A 19765-nucleotide genomic window follows, 5' to 3' on the forward strand; every position below is an offset into this window, starting at 1 on the left:
AGAAAAAAGCAGCCGGCTGGCTGCTTTTTTCTTTTTATTCAATAGTGATATTCACTTCATTCAACCCTTTGTGCAACAGCAGCAATATCTCGCTCATCGCTTCCTCCGAGCGTGCTACGTCTTTGCACCAGAAGTATGCTTTCAGGTCGAATCCGTTCTCATGCACTTTGGTGAACAGCACCTGCGGTTCGCGGTTCTCAAGCACATATTTTGAACCCCGGATCGCTTTCTTTACCGCGGTAGACACCGTTTCCATATCGTTGCTGCCGCTTACGGTCAGCTCCATGTCCAGGCGCTGCTGGTTGTTGCTCAGCGTCCAGTTCACGATCTGCTGCGACAGGATGTCTCCGTTGGGAATGATCACTTCCGCGCCGTTTGGCGTGAGCAGCGTGCTGGAGCGCAGGCCGATCTCTCTTACTTTTCCCGATTTATCGCCGATCTCCACCACATCACCGATCTGCAAAGGCCGGTCGAAAATGAGGATGATGCCGGACACGAAGTTGTTCACGATATTCTGCAAACCTAAACCGATACCAACGCCGAGGGCGCCGAGCACGATCGTGATCTTGTCTACCGGCACGCCGGAAGCCGCCACCGCCAACAGGTAGCCGAGGCAAAGCAGTACCAGCCTGGCGATCAGCAGGCGGCTGCGCTGGCCTTTGTTGCTGATCTCTTCGTCCAGCCCCGCATCGCCGAAAAAGTAACCCACGTATTTCTGCAACAGGTGCGCGATCCAGATGATGAGGAAAAAAAGGAGAATGCCGCCGATGGTAAACGTTGCGTTGCCGATATTGCGGTCTGCCTGCAATATTTCTATCAACCCGTTCAGCACTACCGTATAGACGTTCAGGTTAGTGGTGAATACGATGAGCCAGAGGATGACCACGAGGAAAAGCACCGGCCGCCGGAAGCTGTCCAGTACGGGCTGGTAGTCGATGCGGCTTTGCACGCCCCGTTTCACGCGGCTGGCCACGATCTGCAGCAGGATCGCCTCCATGCATATCTTGCTGAACACCGCCAGCCCAATGGCCTGCGTGAAAGAAAATATTGCAGCGTTGCCGAAGATCTGGGCGAGGGAAAACCGGCCCCAGAGATTGCAGAGGATAGACAATACATTCATCACGTTGTGCAGGATGATCACATACCGCAAAAATCCTTTGAGCGGCAAGTGCTCCTTCATCCGCGACAGGAACAGGACGCCGAACAATATAGACAGCCCGTTCAGCAATATCAGCCACAGGCGCTGCCCGAAGCCGGGGTCCACGATATGATGGGTGAACGAGAAGCAGATGTACAGCAGCACCATGGCGATCCAGTACAGGAAGAGCCTGCGCGGCCATTTTTTCCAGCAGATGATGGTCAGTATCAGGATGAGCAGGAACTGCATGGATTCGATATAGGCGGAAGGCGCATGCAGGTCGAACAGCGGGGCGATGGCGAACATGGTGATGAAGGAAGAAACGATGTAACCTGAAGGCAGGTATACAAAGCCCAGGTCGCCGATGGCGCCCAGTGCGTCCCTCCGGCGGAGGGTGCGGATGCTGCGGAAGATCCAGATAAAAAAGAGCAGGCCGATCAGCAGCAGGAACAGGCGTTTGTTGCCGCTGTCCTTAAAATAATAGTTCAGCGCCTTCTTTTCCCCTTCATAGGCTTTGCCGAAAGAGGAGCGTGTGCCCGAAGTGATGTTTATTGTATCTTTTTCCCAGAGGTAGTTATATTCTTTCCCGAATATCCTTGCGGCGGAAGTGTTCAGCAGGTTGTTCACTTTTTCGAGCAGCTTGCTGGTGGTGATCGCATTGGCGGAAGTATGCGTCTGCAGGCTGTTCACCCGGGCAAGGCTTTCCCGCAGGGCACGGGTGCTGCCACGGAAAGCTTCCCGCATGTCTTTCAGCTGCGGCGCAAATTCCTGGCGAAGCGCGGAGTCGCGCATCAGCTGGCGCAGTACGGTATCGCCCACGATTGGTTTCAGGCTGGTCCGGAGGTTGTTCAGTTTATTCTCAGTACTGTCCAGTAGCTTGCGATGCTCCCGCAGGTCCAGCTGGATGTTCTGCAACAACGTGCGGAACACTTGTAAATTGCGGAGGTTAAGCGCCCGGCTGTTGTTCAGCACATTGTCCTTCAATACGGAAAGCACCGAATCACTGTCCTGCAGCTTGATGGCCACCAGCTCTACGGTAATGGGCAGCTCGCTTTTATTCTCCACATTGCTGAGTATCACGTAAGCATTCTCGATCTGCAGCTGGTAATCGCTGCTGGTCATTTTGGCGGAATCGGCAAACAGCGAAGCCATGCCTCCCATTCCCCGGCGGCGGGTGGAATCGCCGGGCCGCCTGCGGCTGGTGTCTCCATCCCAGCGCCTGCGGCCGGTATCAGGTTCAGCTCTTTGGCGGCCGTCGCCCGGGCGGAGCTGCCGGGGCTGCACAGTGTCCTGGGCCTGAATGGCCAGCCCGGTCATCAATAACAGGCTGCAAATGAGGAGCTGGCGCAAGCGGTACTTCATAAGGTCGGTTGTTTTGCTTTGCTAATCTATGAAAAGAAGTTATGTATAAGAAATAATCATATAAATGACGCATGCGGATGTATGATCCCCTATTTTGCCTGTAGCGGGGAAGCGGTTTTCATACGGGGGCCTTTGCATTATCTTTATAGCCGCTTAAAAAGAAAAAATGAAAGATCAATATGCCGAACTGGACAACCCCGCCTGGAGCGCGCTCACCAGCCAGCACCAGGAGTTTGCCGTTGGCGGCAGCCTGGCGAAACGGTACCGGCCTGATATCGTATCGTTTACCGCATTTGCGGAACCCAGCGCCGCGGCCACGGCTTCGCTGGACCCGTTCATGAAGACAGGTGAACATTTCTTCATTATTGGCGATCTGCCGCCATTGCCTGCGGGCTGGGAAGTGAAGAACGAACTGGTCTGCCTCCAGATGGTATACGGCTCGTCAGCTCAAAACCCCACCAGCAGCGGCATTCAGCCCCTGGAAGAAAAACATGCACAGGAAATGTACGACCTCGTGCAGCTTGTGCAGCCAGGTTATTACCTGCTGGGCACCCACCGCATGGGCCATTATTATGGCATCCGCCAGGAAGGCCAGTTGGTGGCCATTGCAGGGGAGCGCATGCGCACGGACCGGTTCACGGAACTCAGCGCTATCTGCACCCATCCGGATTTTACAGGGCGCAAATACGCACAGCAGCTGATCACGCATTTGGTGAACAGTAATCTTGATGCAGGGAAGATCCCCTTCCTGCATGTATCCGAAAAAAACGAAAGGGCTATCGGGCTGTATGAGCATATGGGGTTTGCCACGCGCAGGAAAATCTCTTTCCGGCTCACAACCAAACTAAAATAAAGAGCTGTTCCGGTATGGAACAGCTCTCCGATATCAACTTAAAACTGGGGGAAACTACTACTGGGCGCTTCCGCCGAGGTTACCAACAGCCACCACGCTGTCCGCATTCGGCGTAACATTTTTCTTCACGAACGATACACGCGCAAAAGCTTTGTACTTCAGCAGGCTGTCGTAATTGAATTTTTTCGTTTGCCCGCCTATCGTTATACTTTTCACATTCGCCCATTTGGCTTCAACGGCAGCGCCGGTGGTCTGGCTTTTGATGGAAGTGATGTTCTGGAAAAGCTCCAGCGTGCCGTCTTCTTTTTTGCCTTTGTAGAGGGCGAAATTGTAGGTGGTGTCGCGGGTGGACTTGTCGATACGGATGATCAGGTCGAACGTACTGTCCGTGAGTTCTTTGGCTGTTATCTTGCCGCCGCCTGTGCCGTTGGATACGGTCAGCGCGTATTCCTTACTGCGTTTGGGCGGAGGTTTCGGTGTGTCGTCGTCGTTACAGGCCGCAAAGAAGATCCCGAACAAAGCAGTGGCAAGCAGTGCCTTCCCCGGCGACTGCAATGTGTTTTTCATCATGTTTTTCGATTTTAGATAATAGTTAGGTTAAATACCTCAAGCAACATGGTTTAAACGGCGGTGAAAATGAAAAAGTTACAAGCACCCGGATTTTTTTTCAGGCGGGGTTTAGTTAACTTGCCGCAAAACTGTATCCATTGAGCGCTTCATACCTTCAGGAACTGGCGGCAGACACTGCTTTTTTCGGCTATCACCTTGCCTCGCAGGTAGCAGGTAAACTGGACGAAGGGCATTCCCTCGGTTATTTCCACCGCGATTATTGCGGGATGGGGCTGCAGAAAAATGATAAAGGCGAATACCTTTACGGGGAGCTGCACGATGGCTATATGGACGGCCTTCTGAAAGCTCCTTCGAAGTTCGGGAGCAGGAAAGCCTTTGTGGATTGGCTTGCCTTTCAATCCACCGCATCGCTGGCGCGGCTGAATGACTCCGAGCCGTTCTTCCGCGGCAACCAGACCATTACGCGCAAACGGCTTGAAGACTTTTTGCGGCAGCAGTCAGGTTCTTTTTGAAAAACTTTATGGTATGGACAATACACAAAGATTCAACAACCGCGTGGAAAACTACGCCGCTTACCGCCCGGATTACCCGGTGGAAGTGGTCGCTTACCTGCAGGAAAAGCACGGCCTGACGCCAGGCAAAATATTAGCGGACGTGGGCGCGGGAACGGGTATTTCAACAGCCTTGTTCCTCAAAGCAGGCTACACCGTATTTGCCGTGGAGCCTAATATGGAAATGCTGCATAAAGCCGTTGAAACGCTGGGCAAATTCCCTGGGTTCCACGCTGTGAACGGCTCCGCCGAAAACACAACGCTGGCAAACGAAAGCGTGGATGCAATAATCGCGGGGCAGGCCTTTCACTGGTTCGATGCAGACAAAAGCAAAACGGAATTCCAGCGGATACTGAGGCCGGGCGGCATTGCCGTACTGATATGGAACGAACGCAACAGGCTTTCCGCTTTCGAAAAAGAATATGATCTGCTGATAGACAAACATGCGAAGGACTACGCAAAAAAACCACACCGGAATATAGACAGCGCGCGCATTGCCGCATACTTCGAACCATTCCGGATGGAAACGGCATTGTTCGCCAACGGCCAGCAGTTTGACCTGGAAGGGCTGAAGGGCCGGCTTTCTTCATCATCTTATGCACTGCTGAGCCATGAGCCCGGTCATGATGAAATGATGCGCGATCTTGCAACCCTCTTCAACAAACACCAGGAGAATGGCATGATCAGGATCAGTTATGAAACAAAAGTTTATTCAGGAAGGTTAAAATAAATGGCTTCAGTAAAAATATTATTCCGCTTTCACAGCGATACATTAGACGAAACAGTAGTGGAAACGCTCAGGGCCTCCGTCATAAACGGCGACAAAGGCCATTACCGGATAGACAGCATTCCTTTTTACGTTCCCCGGCTCGCCTGCGGCGATATCGTATTCGCCGAATTCGATGACGACGAAGCGGCCCTCACCTATCGCGAAACCATCCGTCCATCGGGCAATTCCACCATACAGGTGATCGTGATGGACCATTCGAAGAACGTGGAAGACGTGCGGGAAATATTCAGGGAAATGGGGTGCGAATCCGAGGGAAAAGGAAACAATTATTTCGTGATGGAAGTGCCCGCCGATATGGATTACGGGCCGGTCAAGCTGAAGCTGGAACTGTTGCTGGACAAAGGCATACTCGATTACGCGGAAGCCTGTCTTTCTGAGAATCACTGAGCATACCGGAAATAACCGCAAACATCTTCATCGCACAGCAACACCTTATACGCCGGGTGTTTCAGTACTTCTGTATAGTCCATCCACCGCCCGTCCACTCTTATCTTACGGTATACCAGCCTGATGCCGTGGGAATAATCCACATACCAATTCACATGCCCTGTATACAAAGGCTGGATCGGTTTACCGTCAGGCTTGTGCCAGCCGTAAATGGCAACGCGCTCCGGACGCGGGTCCGCGGATATTTTGCTGCTGATCACCACATCTTTCTTAATGCCTGCAATAAGCCCCCGTCTTCCTTTCCGCTGTCCTTCTATGATGAGGTGATGGTGAAGGAAAATGATGGCGCTGTCGCGGAAAGCGTAGAGCGGGACGGGTTCAAGCTTTACTTTCGCGGCCAGGTAGATGTCGTTCACCATTTTCCGGGTGGGCAGGAAACATTGCAGGCTGTCTGCGATCCGCTGGGCTGTCATGGGTGTGAGGGGAATCCTTGCAAAGTCCTCATCACTCCCGACAGACAGGTAATCCGGCGCAACAAACCATGTGGCGGAGATCCTCTTTCCATCAGGCCCGGTAACGGAACTGTGGATAGGCACGAACCTCCGGAGAAACGATGGCACATTTCCGGATAATATTTCGTTCAGCGCAACGAGTTCACGGGTATTCCATTTCATGCTGCCCACTTCTTTGTAGAATGCGCTGCCGGTAAGGGCTTTCGGCTGCCGGGGCTGCAAGGGAAGCTCCCAAGTGCTGCGGCAGGATAAAGCCGAGACGGCCAGGAGGAAAATGACCGTTGTGGTTTGGAATATGCTATTAATCGTTATTGACCTCATCCAGCAATTCCAGGTAAATTTTCTCAAAATCCGCAATGGCCTTATCGCGGGCCTCGCTTTTTTGAAAAGGCGTATAGGAAAAAATGATCAGGCGGTTTTTTACGTGGAGGAATTTAAACTCCAGCGGCGCCTTGGTTACCGGTCTTATGACCTGGGATGCAAGCGGGGGAATGGTTTGGCGGAATACCAGTTGCTGGATGGCTAACCTGAAGCCTGGTGTTTCGAACGACCTGTCGGCATAAGCCGGGTGTTGCCGCTGGAATTTGGTTTTCAGTTCCCTGTCGAGCAACCCGGTGAAATAATTTACAAATGCTACGGAGTCGCGCGGGGAAGAGAACGCGTAACCGGTGTCTGTCCCGGTTATTTTTTCCCTGAAGCGCTCAATTGCTTTTTTAAAAAGGCTGTCGCTCCGGTGAGGGGATGGTGGATGGGCATTGCTTCCGGTGGTCAGCAACAAAAGGGTTACCAGGGCGGTGATGGATGTTTTCATAATTGTAAAATAGCGTAAAAATGATACTCATTGCCTGTCAAATGGCAGGAAATGTACCGGCTATTGTTGATCCCTGGTGGTATCTGCCGGGCGGGGAAGTGTGGAATCGGCGGGGATGGCCTTTGTGCTGTCTGCTGCGGGAGTTTTCGCTGTGTCTCTTGTTTTGCCGGTCAGGATGCTGTCTGCCTGCCCGATCGTGATCCGTTCCTGGGGAGCATTGCGGCTCCTCGGGGTGATGAGGCCCATTTTTTCCATATCCCTTCTTTCTTTCCTGCTGAACAGCTCCTGCGGGCGCTTTTCTCTCCTGAGCCCTTCCTCGAAACGATGCTCCGCCCCGATACGCGGGGGTTGGTAGACCCGTTGTTTACGCTCAAAAACATGACTGACGCGGGCACAACTGAACAGGAACAGCAGGATGGTTACTATCAACAACGGCAAACGCATATATGTTATATTTAATGCGACATGGATATGGCTATGACTCTGCAGATTTAACGAAGCAGGGCTGCGGGTTATTGCCCTTGTGATTTTTTGCTAATATTATGGATCGAAACAGGATACCATGTTGCCGTTCCCTTTCGCTGCCGTTTTCAGGGATGCCGTATCCGGCCAAACGATCCGGTTCTACCCGGAGGAGGAAGGTTATAAATTTATGTGGGAAGGCACGGGAAAGCTTGGCACCTGGCGGTTTTACAGCAACCGGCAGGGCAATTACCTGGAAATTGCTTTTAACTATGCCCGAGAGGAGACGTATCTATTCACCGTTCTTCAAAAAGAGGAGGATGTGATCACGGCGTTCAGGATAAAAGACCGTTCGGGGCGTGAGCAGGAGTTCCGGAAAGTGTGAGCTTCATTCACCATCATTACCTATACAATGAACAAGCTGAAAGTTATGATTGCGCTGGTCGCAATAAGCCTTGGCCTGACGGCATGCGTACCTTTCCGCCCAAAACACAAACTATATCAACATCTAGCCCACAGCTGATTCCCGTCTTTCTTTTTTTTAATTCCGGGTACTCCCTGCCCGTTTTCCGATTGTCTTATCATTAGGCCGCCGCCCCAGGCTGGCCTGTACACTGGTCCCGCGGCCATGAAGGGCATGTTATTGCTTTTGTGAAGGATGGGCATGCCCCCCCTTTTGCTTTCTTATTATTCATTTTATAAACCAAAACTCAATTCGTTATGAACCGGAAAATGTATGCAAGCATGCCTGTTATGTCTGTAGGAAGGCTTCTTTTCTTCCTGGGAGCCCTGCTGATCTTTGCCGCCTGCTATAAAATGAAGGCGCCCGTTTCCCCGGAGGGTCTGTCCAAACTCAGCAATCATCAAACTTTGACGGTACCGGAGATCTATGTGAACGATGTAGGCGCCAATGGTACTGATGCGCTGAACGATACCTGGGCATTTCAAAAAGCCATCGACTCCATGGCCAGCCTGGGAGGCGGCATTGTAAGAGTGCGGACCGGCAATTATTATATCGACGCCGACACCTCCATCAGGATGAAAGATCATGTGGTGTTGTATATGTATGACACCACGCGCAAGCTGATCGTAAGGCCTACCGCGTCTACGCGCTATCACGCTATCCTGGCGGAATTCGTAAATGATGTCAGCATTTTCGGCGGCAAAATAGTGGGCGACCGTAATCAGCATACCGGCACTACGGGGGAATGGGGCATGGGGATCGCCATTTATGGCAGCACTGATGTAAAAGTGAACCGCACACATGTTTCAAACTGCTGGGGCGACGGCATCGTGGTGGGAGCACGCAAGAATGCAAGCAATATAACCGTTGTGAGCCGCGACGTAACGCTGCTAAGAGTAACCAGCACCAACAACCGCCGCCAGGCCCTCACTATCGGCGGTGTGAACGGGCTCGAAGTAGACAGCTGCCTGCTGACCTACACCAACGGCACCGCCCCGCAAGACGGCATCGACATTGAGCCCGACAGCGATACCGCCCAGAATGTGTACATCCGGAACTGCGAGATCGCCAACAACGTAGGGAACGGGATTGAAATGAATGCCAAAACGACCACCACGGCCAAGGTCAGGAATATCTTCGTGACCAACAACTATATCCATGAAAATGCTTACAGTTGCTACGTGCTGCATGTCCAGAATTCCACCATCAACTATAACCGTTTTGTATTGAACAGGGTGCGCCAGCAGATCTATGCGAAGGATACTACCAATTGCGTGTTTGTACCGAATACGCATAATTGATATCACGAGGGCTAAAATACTTTTCATTTGAGGGCTGCTTCCTGAGGGGCGGCCCTCATACTATTTTATTTTTCCTTTCCTGTAAGTTTTTAGTGACCCAGGCAACTAATACCGTAAATATCAAATATGCAAAAGACCATCAAGATCTTTTTTGCGCTGCTGTTCCCGGTAATATGTTCCGGGCAATCGGCGTTACTGCATCAATACCTTTCAGCTCAGCAGGAAAGAATTGGTTTTAACGGCGTGGTGCTGGTTACAAAAAATGGCAGGACGCTTTACCAGGAAATTACCGGGAAAGCCTCGCAAGAGCTCAATGTACCCATGAGCCCCCACGCTGTGTTCAGGATCGCGTCTATCAGCAAGCAGTTTACCGCCATGCTGGTGACACTGGCAGCGCAGGAAGGCAGGCTCCGGCTGGATGATTCTCTGGCTGTGTTCTTTCCTGCGCTAAAAGACACGCTATGGCGCCGGATCAGCCTGAAACAGCTGCTGTCCCATACTTCCGGCGTACCCCATAACGAAGGCATTACCGATTATTGGATATTAAAATCCCGCTTGCCACTTTCAAAAGAACAGGCGCTCACGGAAATATTCGGCATGAGGCTGCTATTCACTCCGGGAACAGGCATGAAGTACTCCAGCCCCGCCTATTTCCTGCTGGCGTGCATTCTCGAAGCAGCTTATAAACGGCCCTACGCGGCCATCCTGGAAGAAAAGATATTACAGCCGTTGCAAATGAAGCATACCGGGGTGCTCACCACGGGCAGGATCGTTCCGGGCATGGCATCCGCTTACCACCTGCTCAATGATAGTCTCATAGCAGCCCCTCACCGGGACCTTTCCCTGATGAAAGGTTCAGGCGACCTGTATTCCACTGCAGAAGACCTGGCAAAATGGAACTACAGTTTCTCCGGCAACAGCACCTGGAATGACAACCTGCAGGAATTGCTTTTTACAGCCCATACGCAGCAAACGCCCGCATATGGCTATGGGTGGTTCATCCGGCAGGGTAAAAGGCGCGCGTACTTTCATGGCGGCGGAACCTTCGGCTGCTCTGCAATATCCGCCTGGTACCCGGATGAAAAAATATCAGTGGTTATCCTAAGCAATGTGTCCGTACTGCCCGTCAACGAGATGTGGAGTGATATTGAAAAGATCATTTTCAACGAACCGTTTGAATTGAAGACCGATCGCGCCATCCAGCTGAGCGCCGGGGAACTGCAGGCATTTGCAGGCCGGTATGCGCAGCAGTCGCAGGAGTTGAACATCCAACTGCTCGAGGGCCGGCTGTATGCTAAGCTGGGAAATAATCCTGCTTTTGAGATATTCCCTGAAGAGAAGGGCCGGTTCTTTGGTAAAAAAGTGAATGTACACTTTACATTTCAGCAGGATGGAGAAGGGAATGTTATGGGAGTGGAAGCAGAAGCACGGGGAGAACGGCGGTATTTTAAGAGGGAATAAACGAATAACGCTTTTATCTTACCAGATCAGGTCCTTCAATCTTTCGGCGCCGCTCAGATTCAGGGTCACAATGCTGCAATACAGGCAGGAAAAAGATTCCAGCTTACTTAAGCCGGTTATATTTACAGCGGTAATGGGATTTCTGTCTGCCGAGAAATAGACAAGCTCCGGGAAAACAGAAAGATCCAGCCGGCCGGCTATATTGTTTTTGCTGATGTCCAGGAAATTGAGCCTGGGGCAGCCGGTGATCCTGCAATTGCTGATCTTGTTTTCTTTCACCGCTATTTTTTCCAGGTTGGGGTAATCGCTGATCACCAGGTCTGTCAGCTGGTTATAAGGTACATATAGTTCTGTCAGCCTCCGGTGTTCGGAGATGTCAAGCGATGTTAAGCGGTTCCCGGTCAGGTATAAATGCTCCAGGTTGCTGCAGCCTTTGATATTCACCGATTCAATCCCACCGGCCTGCAGGTATAATCTTTTAAGGCTTGTCATGCCTTGCACGTCCGCATGTTTCATCCTTATCTCATAGGTTCCGAATTCCACGAGATTGGTGAACGATTTTATCCCTTCCATGGAAGAGAATTCAACGCCCTTGCCGCCGTCCAGGTACAATTTGGTGACCTTTTGGGCTTCAGCCAGCTGTATCTGCCCGTCCCCGTTGGTATCCACACCTTTCTTGATCAGCGCTTGCCTGAAACCGGCATCGGGTATTTGCACGACCTGTGCTTGTGAAGCGGACGCAAGCATGACCAGGAGGGAAAAGCATATCGTGATTCTCGTATACATAAGGGCGCCGGTTTAAAGCTTAACATTTACAACCTGGCCTTCGGAGGTAATTTCCACGAAGGTCTTTACCAGGTCTGTCGTTTCATAAAACAATTTAAAATCCTCGTAAATAGGCTTTTCAAAAGAGGTAACAGCCTGGCCATAGATGTTGTAGCCGGTGCTGGTGGCGGTGCCTACCCGGTTCCACATTTCTTCCATTTGTCCCTGCCGGACCGTTGTTTGCAGGTAATATTTCCCCGGTTTTAAATCCCGGAACTCAAAGGAACCATCCGTATCGGAGGCTTTGGTCAATATGCGGTAAGAATATGCTTCGGGTGACATTACGGCCAGGGTTTTCCCTTTTTTGTTCTTCTTCTGCAATTCATACCATTCATTGAAATAAGGCGTGCAGGGAAAAAGCGCTACCACTATACCCAGGTAAGTATTGCGGGCATTTCTTTTCTTCTTCATAACAAATCCTTTCATGGTAGCCGTGCCCGGCGCCAGCATATTTTTCGTCTCCTCTTTGTTGAACGGGGTTGCGGGCAATACGACATTAATTTGCTCCTGGGCATAAAGGGCCGTATTCACCAGGGCAAATAAAGCAGCGAAAAATGTGAACTTCATTCTCATAAAAATTCTTTCAGAGTATATTACCGGGCAAATTTAAGGACGGCGCCGGTTATTCCATATACCAGCAATATGGTATGTCCCGGTAAGAAGAAACCAAAAATTCGTATTTTTTGTATCTTCTACCTGAAAAATCAACCATCATGAAACAGATAACGCTCCTGCTCTGCGGCATGCTCTTATGGAGTGCCGCGCTCTTTGCACAAGCAGCTCTCAAGCCGCAACTCTACAATCCACAGGCAGATGCCCGGGCCGACATAGACGCCGCAGTAAAGAAAGCCGCTGCTTCCGGCAAACATGTATTCCTGCAAATGGGCGGTAACTGGTGCGGCTGGTGCATCGCTTTTGATAAGCTGGTGAAGGCCAACGATACTTTACGAACCTGCCTGGAACAGAACTATGAAGTAGTACATGTGAACTACAGCCAGGAGAACAAGAACGAAGCAGTTTTCGCATCACTCGCGCACCCGGAACGTTTTGGCTTCCCGGTGTTCGTGATCCTCAATGGCAAGGGCGAGCGCATCCATACACAAAACTCTGAATACCTGGAGGAAGGGAAAGGGCACAGCAGTAAGAAGGTGTTGCAGTTCTTCAGGCAATGGTCGCCGGAGGCGTTGAAACCGCCGGCAGCCAGGTAAAAATTTTTTAAGCTCCTGTATACGGACAGTGTAGATCGGGCTGGCATGGCGCCAGCCCGCTTATTTTTGTTGAAGACCCACATCCGTTAACCCAATTGCCACATTCATTAAAACGTGGACATGCTGTCGTTTTGCGCGCCGCATCTTTGAGGCATAAAACCTCAAACCGGAAAAATGAAAACATTACTCAGACAATCCACTGTTACACTGATGCTTGCCGCTGCCCTGCTGGCCGGCTGTGAAAAGCCGGGCGACGTCCTCCCCAAAGAAAAATTAAACGGCGCCCTCGCCCTGGAACCGGGCGCCACCCTCAAATTCAACTCAGCCCTTTTCGCTCAAAACCTGATGAACAGTTTTACAGGTAAAACAACGGGGTACGGTTTCGCCATCGCACAAAACGGCGGGGTGGTCACAAAGATATCAGGCGGCGATTCACGCCGGCTCATGGACGGGCATCATCCTTATTTGCCAACCACAAGGCAGGGAACGTCCGACGCTACACAAACGATCACCGCGCTGGCCGTTTTAAAAGCGCTGGAAGCCAAAGGTCTGGATGAAAACACATATGTATGGCAGTTTTTGCCGCTCAACTGGAACATTCCCGCAGCAAACAGGAAGATCACCGTTGCCCACCTGCTGTCACACAAATCCGGCCTGAAGTATATCGGTTACGACTATGCGTCACTGCGCGCCACCATGCAAACGCCCACCACCGGTTACGGAGATGCTTATTTTAAAAACACCGCGGTGAACTACCATCTTTGCCGCGTATTGCTGGCTTGTATCGTAAACGGCGCAGGGTGGTATGCAGTAATGCCCGATCACAATGCCGATGAAGCCGTATCCCAATTCCACCGCAACTATGTGCGCCAACTGATCTTTTACCCTTCCGGCGTGCCTACTTCCATCTTATAGACCTTACCGCCTGGAATGAACTGGGCCTCGTTTCAAAACCCAATTCCCCCGGGAGTTCCCAAACACTGTACTATAATTACTCAGAGCCCGTTTTCCACGGCTCCACCATCTACACGGATTACAAATCAGGCGGCGCGGGCAACTGGTACATGAACCCAACTGAAATGGCGCTGGTCCATGCAGCGGCGGAGTCGAAAAAACTGGTATCTGCCGCAATGTTCCAGCGGATGAAAGACAAACTCATGGGCTTCGACGGCAAATACAGGGGACGGCATGGCACCTACTACTGGAAGACCGGCATGTCTTACGACAGCAACTTCTGCGGCACCAATACGATGATCGTGCATTTTGCCAACAATGTGCAGCTGACCTGGAATACGAATTCCATTGCGAACGAGATCGGTGTTGTGAAGGATGTGATCATTGCGGCATATGAAAATGCCTGGACGTATTAACTGGTTTTAATTTAAAACAAGAAAGGGATGGGCGGTTTGTTCATCCCTTTTTTTGTTGATGTATGGAGGTAGGCTGATCATTTAAAGAGACGTGATGAAGAAAAAACTGGAAGCTAATAAGGACCTACTTGTAACGTTAAGGTCATTACTCGAAACGCATAGTTATCCACAACAAGCAAGAAGTAATGTATTTATTGGATTTGAATCACAGGAAACGGTCGACAGAGAATCAAAGGGAAATTGATATCATCATTTCAAATAGACCAAATAAATAAACTGACAAAAAATTGATTATCAATTACTGATAAACATCAGATTCTGTTCCTCTTTTTAAGACTTACGATTAGTGAGATCAAAGTACCTATAAAAATTAAGAGAAGCCCTACCGACAGTACCGCTAACCATATGCCTACATTGGATATTCCTGGAAATAAATATGCAGTAATGGGCTCTGCCAGGAAAAAGTAGCACAGCGACAAAAAAAGCCACGTAAGTATATGGATAATGATTCTGGTGCTTTTCATTATTAAAGTGTCTGACGCAAAAAACCCGTATTAGCAGTTGCTTTCTTGTCAGGTTATTTGTCGAATTTTGTCATTAACTATTTGAGTTATTCCGTTTCCCAATTTTCTTGCTTTGTCTGCATAGAAATTGTCCATTTGAAATTTCAGAATGGGAATTTCACTGTTCAAATCTTGCAGATAATAAGAAATAATAATGAAGTCCGAACCCAATGTTCCAAATCTTCTAATCTTCATTATTTCCGTTTTCATTTCTACTGTCATATGCCTGCCAAGAGGTATTGTCGTCCGGCGTAGATTATATCGAAATTTGATTTCTGTACCTGTAATTTTTAGGCTGTCAGCAGCTTGTCGAATAAGTGACAAAATTGATAATGTCAAAAATAGAAGTCCTATTGTAACCCCTATTACTTTAGATGTCGTATTTGATGTTTTGATAAAAGGAGCCGCAATTAAGAAACAACCGAATAAAAAGAACAACACTCCCCAAAATGATTTGTCACCCAAACGAAATTTGTGTTTTATGTCCACGTTATTGTTGTCAACTGTAATTTTTAAGCTGGCTTGGGCTGCAATATCAAAAATCTCATTATTAATCGTTTGCATCTTTTTTTGTTGTTTACGCGATGCCCTACAAACTTGCCGCTTATAGCCGGGGCTTAGCGATATTGCGGTATCGGGATTTCATGTGGAATACTACAAGAGTGGACACGTCAACCTAACGATTTCCAGGCATTAAGATTACTAAAATTTGATGAAATATTTGGATATATTATCTTCCTTTTTCTCGTTACAACCTGAAAAACTTGCTTGAATTTTAAGCACAATTGGGAAAATCTAATCAACTTAGAAAATTTTTATACTGAAGCGCTAACTATCAACGTATAGTAAAAGAAAAAAGCTACCATAATAAATGATAGCTTAAATCCTTGTAAGTTTTCTGGTAGCGAGATCGGGAGTTGAACCCGAGACCTTTGGGTTATGAATCCAACGCTCTAACCACCTGAGCTACCTCGCCATGTTTTTTGGAAGGCCAAAGATAGAAAAGGAAACTTAAAATTCCAGTATTTCCCGCACACAATCCGCCACTTTATCCGCGGTGGGAAGCATTTCTTTTTCCAATGCCATATTAAGCGGCACGGCGGGCAGGTCCAGCGCGCCCATCGTATGCACCGGCGCATCCAGCCAGCGGAAGCAGGCTTTGGAGATCCTTGCGGCCAGCGATTCCGCGAAGGAGTTAGTGATCTGTTCTTCTGTCAGCACCAGGCATTTCCCCAGCTTGCGCACGGAAGCAAATACCAGTTCTTCATCCAGCGGGTACAGCGTACGCAGGTCAATGATCTCCACGCGGCCGGGGAACTTTGCAGCAGCGGCTTTTGCCCAGTATACGCCCATGCCGTAGGTGATGATGGTCATGCCTTCATTGGCTTCCAGTACGGTGTTGCCTTTGCCCAGTGGGAGGATGTAATCGGCGGAAGGCTCTATGGTCATGGCTTCCAGCGTGCCGGGCACTTTGCTCCAGTAAAGACCTTTATGTTCCAGCATGATCACCGGGTTGGGATCGAGGAAAGCGGCTTTCATCAATCCTTTCAGGTCAGCGGCGTTGGAAGGGTAACATATCTTGATACCTTTGATGGTGAGCAGCGTGCTTTCGATGCAGCCGGAGTGATATGGCCCGCCGCCGCCGTATGCGCCGATGGGAATGCGGATGAGCGTTTGCACAGGGAATTTGCCCATGGACAAATAACAGCTCTTGGATATTTCGGTGACCAGCTGGTTGAAACCGGGATAGATATAGTCTGCAAACTGCACTTCCACAATGGGTTTCACGCCTACCGCCGATAAGCCCACGGTGCTCCCGATAATATATGCTTCCTGGATGGCGGTGTTAAAAACGCGGTGATCACCGAATTTTTCCGCCAGCGTAGCCGCCTCGCGGAATACGCCGCCCAGCCTCCGGCCTACGTCCTGGCCGAAAAGGATAGATTCGGGATGGTCGCGCATGATCTCTTCAATGGCATGCAGGGCGGCATCCACCATCACCACCTTGCTGCCGCCGGAAGGCACGCGGGTGCCGGCTTCTATGGCGACGGGCGTGGGTGCGAACACATGATCTTTTACAGTGGAAATATCGGGATCGGCACTGCCGGCGGCTTCTTCAAAGGCTTCATTCACTTCGCGTATCACTTCTTCTTCGATCAGGCGGAGGTCCGACTGGTCGGCCAGCAGCTGTTGCAGCCGAGGCAGCGGGTCGCGGGAAAGATGTTTGGCATAATCCTCGTCTGAGCGGTACCATTCTTTTCTCACCCCGGAAGTGTGATGGCCCAGCAAGGGCGTAGTGGCGTGCACGAGCACCGGCTTGCGCGCCGAGCGCACGTAGCGGATAGCCGATTCCATGGCATGGTAGCTGGCCTCAAAATCACTGCCGTCTACCCTGATACGTTCCAGGCCCTTGAAGCCGGCGGCATATTCAAATGCATCCATCACGCGGGCTTCGCCGGCGCTAACGGAAATGCCCCATTCGTTGTCCTGCACGAGGTAGATAATGGGAAGATCTTTCAGCACGGCAAACTGCAGGGCTTCGCTCACCTCTCCTTCCGTTACGCTGCCGTCGCCAAGGGAACAAAGCACTACAGGATTATCGGCATCATGCAGCAGACCGGCATTTTCAAGGTATTGCACGCCCTGTGCCATGCCAGTAGTGGGTATCACCTGCATGCCGGTGGCGCTGCTCTGGTGTGGAATGACGGGTTTGCCTGGCTGGCGGCTGTTTGGGTGGCAATAATAGGAACGGCCGCCGCTGAAAGGGTCTCCCGCTTTACCCAGCAGCTGCATCATCAGCGTTTGCGGAGCGTAGCCCATGGCGAGCATCATGCTATCGTCCCGGTAATAGGGACTCACGTAATCGCAGGCCCTGAGCTGCAGGCCGGCTGCGATCTGGATGGCTTCGTGCCCTGCGGAAGTGGAATGAACGTATTTGCAGATGGAACGGTTGGCTTCGTACTTTTCAGACATCGTACGGGCGGTGAACATGATGCGGTAAGCCTTCAGCAGCAGGGCCTGGAATTCCGGATCACGCTCCCGGTGAGTAATGGTGGCTTTAAAAGTCGGAACGCTTATGTTATCTTTAAGCACGTAACAGAGTTTTGGTGTAACCAGACTAAATATTAGTTGCTATAACAACTATTGCTACTGCAAATTAAATAATATGCACGATACTTTTGTGAGCAATCCATCTTTTTTTAAGCTGGATGCCACCCTCAAAAAAATTCGTAACTACTGGCAGAAGAATTTCGATGCCCGGCAGATGGACATTACGGTGGACCAGTGGTTGCTGATCGAGAACCTCTACAAACATAAACGCATAACCCACAACGAGTTAGCCCGTCTCACCTCGAAAGATATCACTACGGTATCCCGCATTATCGAATTGCTGGTGAAAAAGGACCTGGTGGAAAGGCAGGGGTCTACAGACGACCGCCGAAAGGTATTTGTGCAGCTGACGCCCCAGGGGGTGAACAAGTATAAGGAAGTGCGGCCGCTGGTGCTGGAAATGCGGAAAACAGGCTGGAACAACCTGAGCGAGAAAGATTATAATGAACTGACCCGGATACTGGATGTGATCTACGCGAACATCCCGTAAAAAGAAAAAATTAAAAAGAAAAAAGCCGCACTCTTTTAACTTTTTAATTTTTACTTTTTAAGGCCCATGCTGTGGGCTACTTTACCATGAATTCAAGCAGGCTGTCGTTCTCAATAAACGCTTCAAGGGAATCGCCGATCTCCACAGGCCCTACTCCTTCGGGAGTGCCGGTGAATACGAGATCGCCGATGTTGAGCGTAAAGAATCTCGAGATATAGGCGATAAGCTTGTCGAATGTGAAGAGCAGGTCTTTCGTGTTTCCTTGTTGCGCAAGTTCTTTGTTCTTGTACAGGCAAAAGTTAAGGTCTTTCAGATCTGTTGCTTCGGTAATGGGAACAAACTTGCCTACCACGGCTGAATTATCGAACGATTTGGCTATTTCCCAGGGCAGGCCTTTCGCTTTTTGTTTTTCCTGGAGGTCTCTGGCCGTGAAGTCGATCCCAACGGAAATGCTGTCGTAGTACTTGCTGGCAAATCTTTCCTGAATGTGTTTCCCGTTTTTTGATATCCGCAATACCAGCTCGCATTCATAATGGAGATTATCCGTGAATTCCGGATAGTAGAAAGGATGGTTGTTTTGCAGCAGGGCATTCTTTGGTTTCATGAAAATCACGGGTTCGGAGGGCACTTCGTTCTTCAATTCTTCTGCATGTTTGGCATAGTTTCTTCCAACGCAGATAATTTTCATAATGCGTGTATTTTGTAAGGTTAAATAAAGCCTATGGTTTTACCCATAGCCCACAATACATTGCCCACTGTGCGCACTATCCCCCGGATTGGCATCTTCAATGCCGGTGATATAACGATCAGTGGTACACGGATCATGACCTATAGCGGTTAAGGTAGGGGTACCTTTCAGGCATGAAATATACAATTTACTTCTATAATGGAAAAGTAAGGTTGTTATAATTGTTCATAGACCGCTGTAAACCAATAGAAGCGAAACTTTCGATCACTTCAGTGCATTTATCGATCTTTTGTTGCACCACAGGTTCTTCTTTTGCAGTCCATCTTCCCAGCACATAATCCACCTGCCTGCCTTTCGGGAAATCGTTGCCGATACCGAAACGAAGACGGGGGTATTGATTGGTGCCGATGGCTTCCTGTATGCTTTTCAGGCCGTTGTGGCCTGCGTCGCTTCCTCCGGGGCGGAGGCGGATCACTTCAAGTGGCAGCGCCAGTTCGTCCATGATCACAAGGATATTTTCCGCGGGGATCTTTTCCTTGTCCATCCAGTACTTCACGGCTTTGCCGCTGAGATTCATGTAAGTGGTTGGTTTTATCACAACAAGTATGCGCCCTTTCCATTTGATCTCCGCTACGTCTGCCAGCCGGTCGCTCCGGAACAGGGCAGCGTGTTTCGCAGCGAATGCATCCGCCACATCAAAACCGATGTTGTGCCGGGTGTGATGGTAATCCATTCCGATGTTGCCTAATCCTACGATCAGATATTTCATACTTCTTTGCTATACGATTGATAACAGGATGCCAAAAATAAAAAGCCCGGCTGAATTTACGCCGGGCTTTGTTATATAAA

Annotated in this window: 22 protein-coding genes and 1 tRNA gene; 11 read left to right on the forward strand and 12 right to left on the reverse strand. The window is 50.0% G+C overall.

What is annotated here, in order from left to right:
- Positions 1–34: 34 nt before the first annotated feature.
- Entirely contained in the window at positions 35–2500 is a 2466-nt protein-coding gene (locus tag R3I13_RS15930; protein WP_346318943.1) for a mechanosensitive ion channel domain-containing protein, read from the reverse strand.
- Between the two features lie 166 nt (positions 2501–2666).
- On the opposite strand from R3I13_RS15930, the gene R3I13_RS15935 reads away from it, so the two are divergent.
- Positions 2667–3353: a GNAT family N-acetyltransferase gene (locus R3I13_RS15935; protein ID WP_346318944.1), complete on the forward strand. Its 687-nt coding sequence runs from the start codon at positions 2667–2669 to the stop codon at positions 3351–3353.
- A gap of 57 nt (positions 3354–3410) precedes the next feature.
- Here R3I13_RS15935 and R3I13_RS15940 read toward each other — a convergent pair whose 3' ends face one another.
- Positions 3411–3923 (reverse strand): hypothetical protein, encoded by a 513-nt coding sequence (locus R3I13_RS15940; RefSeq protein WP_346318945.1) that lies wholly within the window; start codon positions 3921–3923, stop codon positions 3411–3413.
- A 137-nt stretch (positions 3924–4060) separates the two neighbouring features.
- Between R3I13_RS15940 and R3I13_RS15945 the strand changes: the two genes are divergently transcribed.
- Genes R3I13_RS15945 through R3I13_RS15955 form a run of 3 tightly spaced genes read left to right on the forward strand, consistent with a single transcriptional unit; the run spans position 4061 to position 5651 of the window.
- Entirely contained in the window at positions 4061–4435 is a 375-nt protein-coding gene (locus R3I13_RS15945) for a hypothetical protein (protein WP_346318946.1), read from the forward strand.
- Between the two features lie 13 nt (positions 4436–4448).
- On the forward strand, positions 4449–5204 hold the full coding sequence (locus R3I13_RS15950; protein WP_346318947.1) for a class I SAM-dependent methyltransferase: 756 nt from the start codon (positions 4449–4451) through the stop codon (positions 5202–5204).
- The gene (locus R3I13_RS15955) at positions 5205–5651 is read left to right on the forward strand and encodes a DUF4265 domain-containing protein (protein WP_346318948.1); all 447 of its coding nucleotides are present in this window, start codon (positions 5205–5207) and stop codon (positions 5649–5651) included.
- On the opposite strand, the gene R3I13_RS15960 is transcribed toward R3I13_RS15955, so the two are convergent.
- From R3I13_RS15960 to R3I13_RS15970, 3 genes are all read right to left on the reverse strand, one after another.
- A complete protein-coding gene (locus tag R3I13_RS15960) occupies positions 5645–6325 on the reverse strand; it encodes a hypothetical protein (RefSeq protein WP_346318949.1) in 681 nt (226 codons plus the stop codon). The genes R3I13_RS15955 and R3I13_RS15960 overlap by 7 nt on opposite strands.
- A 139-nt stretch (positions 6326–6464) precedes the next feature.
- Positions 6465–6974, reverse strand: a complete 510-nt coding sequence (locus R3I13_RS15965) for a hypothetical protein (RefSeq protein ID WP_346318950.1) — start codon at positions 6972–6974, stop codon at positions 6465–6467.
- Positions 6975–7034: 60 nt separating this feature from the next.
- A complete protein-coding gene (locus R3I13_RS15970) occupies positions 7035–7418 on the reverse strand; it encodes a hypothetical protein (protein ID WP_346318951.1) in 384 nt (127 codons plus the stop codon).
- Positions 7419–7536: 118 nt separating this feature from the next.
- Here R3I13_RS15970 and R3I13_RS15975 point away from each other — a divergent pair, with 118 nt between their 5' ends.
- The 3 genes from R3I13_RS15975 (at position 7537) to R3I13_RS15985 (ending at position 10661) form a co-directional block, all read left to right on the forward strand.
- On the forward strand, positions 7537–7821 hold the full coding sequence (locus tag R3I13_RS15975; protein WP_346318952.1) for a hypothetical protein: 285 nt from the start codon (positions 7537–7539) through the stop codon (positions 7819–7821).
- A 335-nt stretch (positions 7822–8156) separates the two neighbouring features.
- Positions 8157–9200 (forward strand): right-handed parallel beta-helix repeat-containing protein, encoded by a 1044-nt coding sequence (locus tag R3I13_RS15980; protein WP_346318953.1) that lies wholly within the window; start codon positions 8157–8159, stop codon positions 9198–9200.
- A gap of 126 nt (positions 9201–9326) precedes the next feature.
- Positions 9327–10661: a serine hydrolase gene (locus R3I13_RS15985; RefSeq protein ID WP_346318954.1), complete on the forward strand. Its 1335-nt coding sequence runs from the start codon at positions 9327–9329 to the stop codon at positions 10659–10661.
- 18 nt (positions 10662–10679) lie between these two features.
- Here R3I13_RS15985 and R3I13_RS15990 read toward each other — a convergent pair whose 3' ends face one another.
- Both R3I13_RS15990 and R3I13_RS15995 read right to left on the reverse strand, forming a co-directional pair.
- Positions 10680–11447, reverse strand: a complete 768-nt coding sequence (locus tag R3I13_RS15990) for a hypothetical protein (protein WP_346318955.1) — start codon at positions 11445–11447, stop codon at positions 10680–10682.
- A gap of 12 nt (positions 11448–11459) precedes the next feature.
- The gene (locus tag R3I13_RS15995; protein WP_346318956.1) at positions 11460–12053 is read right to left on the reverse strand and encodes a hypothetical protein; all 594 of its coding nucleotides are present in this window, start codon (positions 12051–12053) and stop codon (positions 11460–11462) included.
- A 146-nt stretch (positions 12054–12199) separates the two neighbouring features.
- Here R3I13_RS15995 and R3I13_RS16000 point away from each other — a divergent pair, with 146 nt between their 5' ends.
- The 3 genes from R3I13_RS16000 to R3I13_RS16010 all read left to right on the forward strand — a co-directional run bounded on the left by R3I13_RS16000 (position 12200) and on the right by R3I13_RS16010 (position 14064).
- Entirely contained in the window at positions 12200–12694 is a 495-nt protein-coding gene (locus tag R3I13_RS16000; RefSeq protein WP_346318957.1) for a thioredoxin family protein, read from the forward strand.
- A gap of 174 nt (positions 12695–12868) precedes the next feature.
- Positions 12869–13609 carry a serine hydrolase gene (locus R3I13_RS16005; protein WP_346318958.1) on the forward strand — a complete coding sequence of 247 codons (741 nt, stop codon included), beginning with the start codon at positions 12869–12871 and terminating at the stop codon, positions 13607–13609.
- 149 nt (positions 13610–13758) lie between these two features.
- The gene (locus R3I13_RS16010; protein ID WP_346318959.1) at positions 13759–14064 is read left to right on the forward strand and encodes a hypothetical protein; all 306 of its coding nucleotides are present in this window, start codon (positions 13759–13761) and stop codon (positions 14062–14064) included.
- A gap of 572 nt (positions 14065–14636) precedes the next feature.
- Here the strand turns inward: R3I13_RS16010 and R3I13_RS16015 are convergent.
- The 3 genes from R3I13_RS16015 to R3I13_RS16025 all read right to left on the reverse strand — a co-directional run bounded on the left by R3I13_RS16015 (position 14637) and on the right by R3I13_RS16025 (position 17720).
- On the reverse strand, positions 14637–15191 hold the full coding sequence (locus R3I13_RS16015; RefSeq protein ID WP_346318960.1) for a hypothetical protein: 555 nt from the start codon (positions 15189–15191) through the stop codon (positions 14637–14639).
- Between the two features lie 335 nt (positions 15192–15526).
- Positions 15527–15603: transfer RNA gene (locus R3I13_RS16020), tRNA-Met, on the reverse strand.
- A 35-nt stretch (positions 15604–15638) separates the two neighbouring features.
- Entirely contained in the window at positions 15639–17720 is a 2082-nt protein-coding gene (locus R3I13_RS16025) for a thiamine pyrophosphate-dependent enzyme (protein WP_346318961.1), read from the reverse strand.
- Positions 17721–17793: 73 nt separating this feature from the next.
- On the opposite strand from R3I13_RS16025, the gene R3I13_RS16030 reads away from it, so the two are divergent.
- Entirely contained in the window at positions 17794–18228 is a 435-nt protein-coding gene (locus tag R3I13_RS16030; RefSeq protein ID WP_346318962.1) for a MarR family winged helix-turn-helix transcriptional regulator, read from the forward strand.
- A gap of 76 nt (positions 18229–18304) precedes the next feature.
- Here R3I13_RS16030 and R3I13_RS16035 read toward each other — a convergent pair whose 3' ends face one another.
- Positions 18305–18916 carry a fumarylacetoacetate hydrolase family protein gene (locus R3I13_RS16035; protein ID WP_346318963.1) on the reverse strand — a complete coding sequence of 204 codons (612 nt, stop codon included), beginning with the start codon at positions 18914–18916 and terminating at the stop codon, positions 18305–18307.
- A 193-nt stretch (positions 18917–19109) separates the two neighbouring features.
- Positions 19110–19685: an aminoacyl-tRNA hydrolase gene (gene pth, locus R3I13_RS16040; RefSeq protein ID WP_346318964.1), complete on the reverse strand. Its 576-nt coding sequence runs from the start codon at positions 19683–19685 to the stop codon at positions 19110–19112.
- Positions 19686–19765 lie beyond the last annotated feature (80 nt).

Source organism: Chitinophaga sp. YIM B06452 (assembly GCF_039655965.1).
Taxonomy (GTDB): Bacteria; Bacteroidota; Bacteroidia; order Chitinophagales; family Chitinophagaceae; genus Chitinophaga.

Excerpts from the sequence above, each read along its gene's own strand:
- R3I13_RS15930 (WP_346318943.1), bottom strand. The coding sequence starts at position 2,500 with ATGAAGTACCGCTTGCGCCAGCTCCTCATTTGCAGCCTGTTATTGATG.
- R3I13_RS15935 (WP_346318944.1), top strand. The coding sequence starts at position 2,667 with ATGAAAGATCAATATGCCGAACTGGACAACCCCGCCTGGAGCGCGCTC.
- R3I13_RS15940 (WP_346318945.1), bottom strand. The coding sequence starts at position 3,923 with ATGATGAAAAACACATTGCAGTCGCCGGGGAAGGCACTGCTTGCCACT.
- R3I13_RS15950 (WP_346318947.1), top strand. The coding sequence starts at position 4,449 with ATGGACAATACACAAAGATTCAACAACCGCGTGGAAAACTACGCCGCT.
- R3I13_RS15955 (WP_346318948.1), top strand. The coding sequence starts at position 5,205 with ATGGCTTCAGTAAAAATATTATTCCGCTTTCACAGCGATACATTAGAC.
- R3I13_RS15960 (WP_346318949.1), bottom strand. The coding sequence starts at position 6,325 with ATGAAATGGAATACCCGTGAACTCGTTGCGCTGAACGAAATATTATCC.
- R3I13_RS15965 (WP_346318950.1), bottom strand. The coding sequence starts at position 6,974 with ATGAAAACATCCATCACCGCCCTGGTAACCCTTTTGTTGCTGACCACC.
- R3I13_RS15970 (WP_346318951.1), bottom strand. The coding sequence starts at position 7,418 with ATGCGTTTGCCGTTGTTGATAGTAACCATCCTGCTGTTCCTGTTCAGT.
- R3I13_RS15975 (WP_346318952.1), top strand. The coding sequence starts at position 7,537 with ATGTTGCCGTTCCCTTTCGCTGCCGTTTTCAGGGATGCCGTATCCGGC.
- R3I13_RS15980 (WP_346318953.1), top strand. The coding sequence starts at position 8,157 with ATGAACCGGAAAATGTATGCAAGCATGCCTGTTATGTCTGTAGGAAGG.
- R3I13_RS15985 (WP_346318954.1), top strand. The coding sequence starts at position 9,327 with ATGCAAAAGACCATCAAGATCTTTTTTGCGCTGCTGTTCCCGGTAATA.
- R3I13_RS15990 (WP_346318955.1), bottom strand. The coding sequence starts at position 11,447 with ATGTATACGAGAATCACGATATGCTTTTCCCTCCTGGTCATGCTTGCG.
- R3I13_RS15995 (WP_346318956.1), bottom strand. The coding sequence starts at position 12,053 with ATGAAGTTCACATTTTTCGCTGCTTTATTTGCCCTGGTGAATACGGCC.
- R3I13_RS16000 (WP_346318957.1), top strand. The coding sequence starts at position 12,200 with ATGAAACAGATAACGCTCCTGCTCTGCGGCATGCTCTTATGGAGTGCC.
- R3I13_RS16005 (WP_346318958.1), top strand. The coding sequence starts at position 12,869 with ATGAAAACATTACTCAGACAATCCACTGTTACACTGATGCTTGCCGCT.
- R3I13_RS16010 (WP_346318959.1), top strand. The coding sequence starts at position 13,759 with ATGAACCCAACTGAAATGGCGCTGGTCCATGCAGCGGCGGAGTCGAAA.
- R3I13_RS16015 (WP_346318960.1), bottom strand. The coding sequence starts at position 15,191 with ATGCAAACGATTAATAATGAGATTTTTGATATTGCAGCCCAAGCCAGC.
- R3I13_RS16030 (WP_346318962.1), top strand. The coding sequence starts at position 17,794 with ATGCACGATACTTTTGTGAGCAATCCATCTTTTTTTAAGCTGGATGCC.
- R3I13_RS16035 (WP_346318963.1), bottom strand. The coding sequence starts at position 18,916 with ATGAAAATTATCTGCGTTGGAAGAAACTATGCCAAACATGCAGAAGAA.
- pth (WP_346318964.1), bottom strand. The coding sequence starts at position 19,685 with ATGAAATATCTGATCGTAGGATTAGGCAACATCGGAATGGATTACCAT.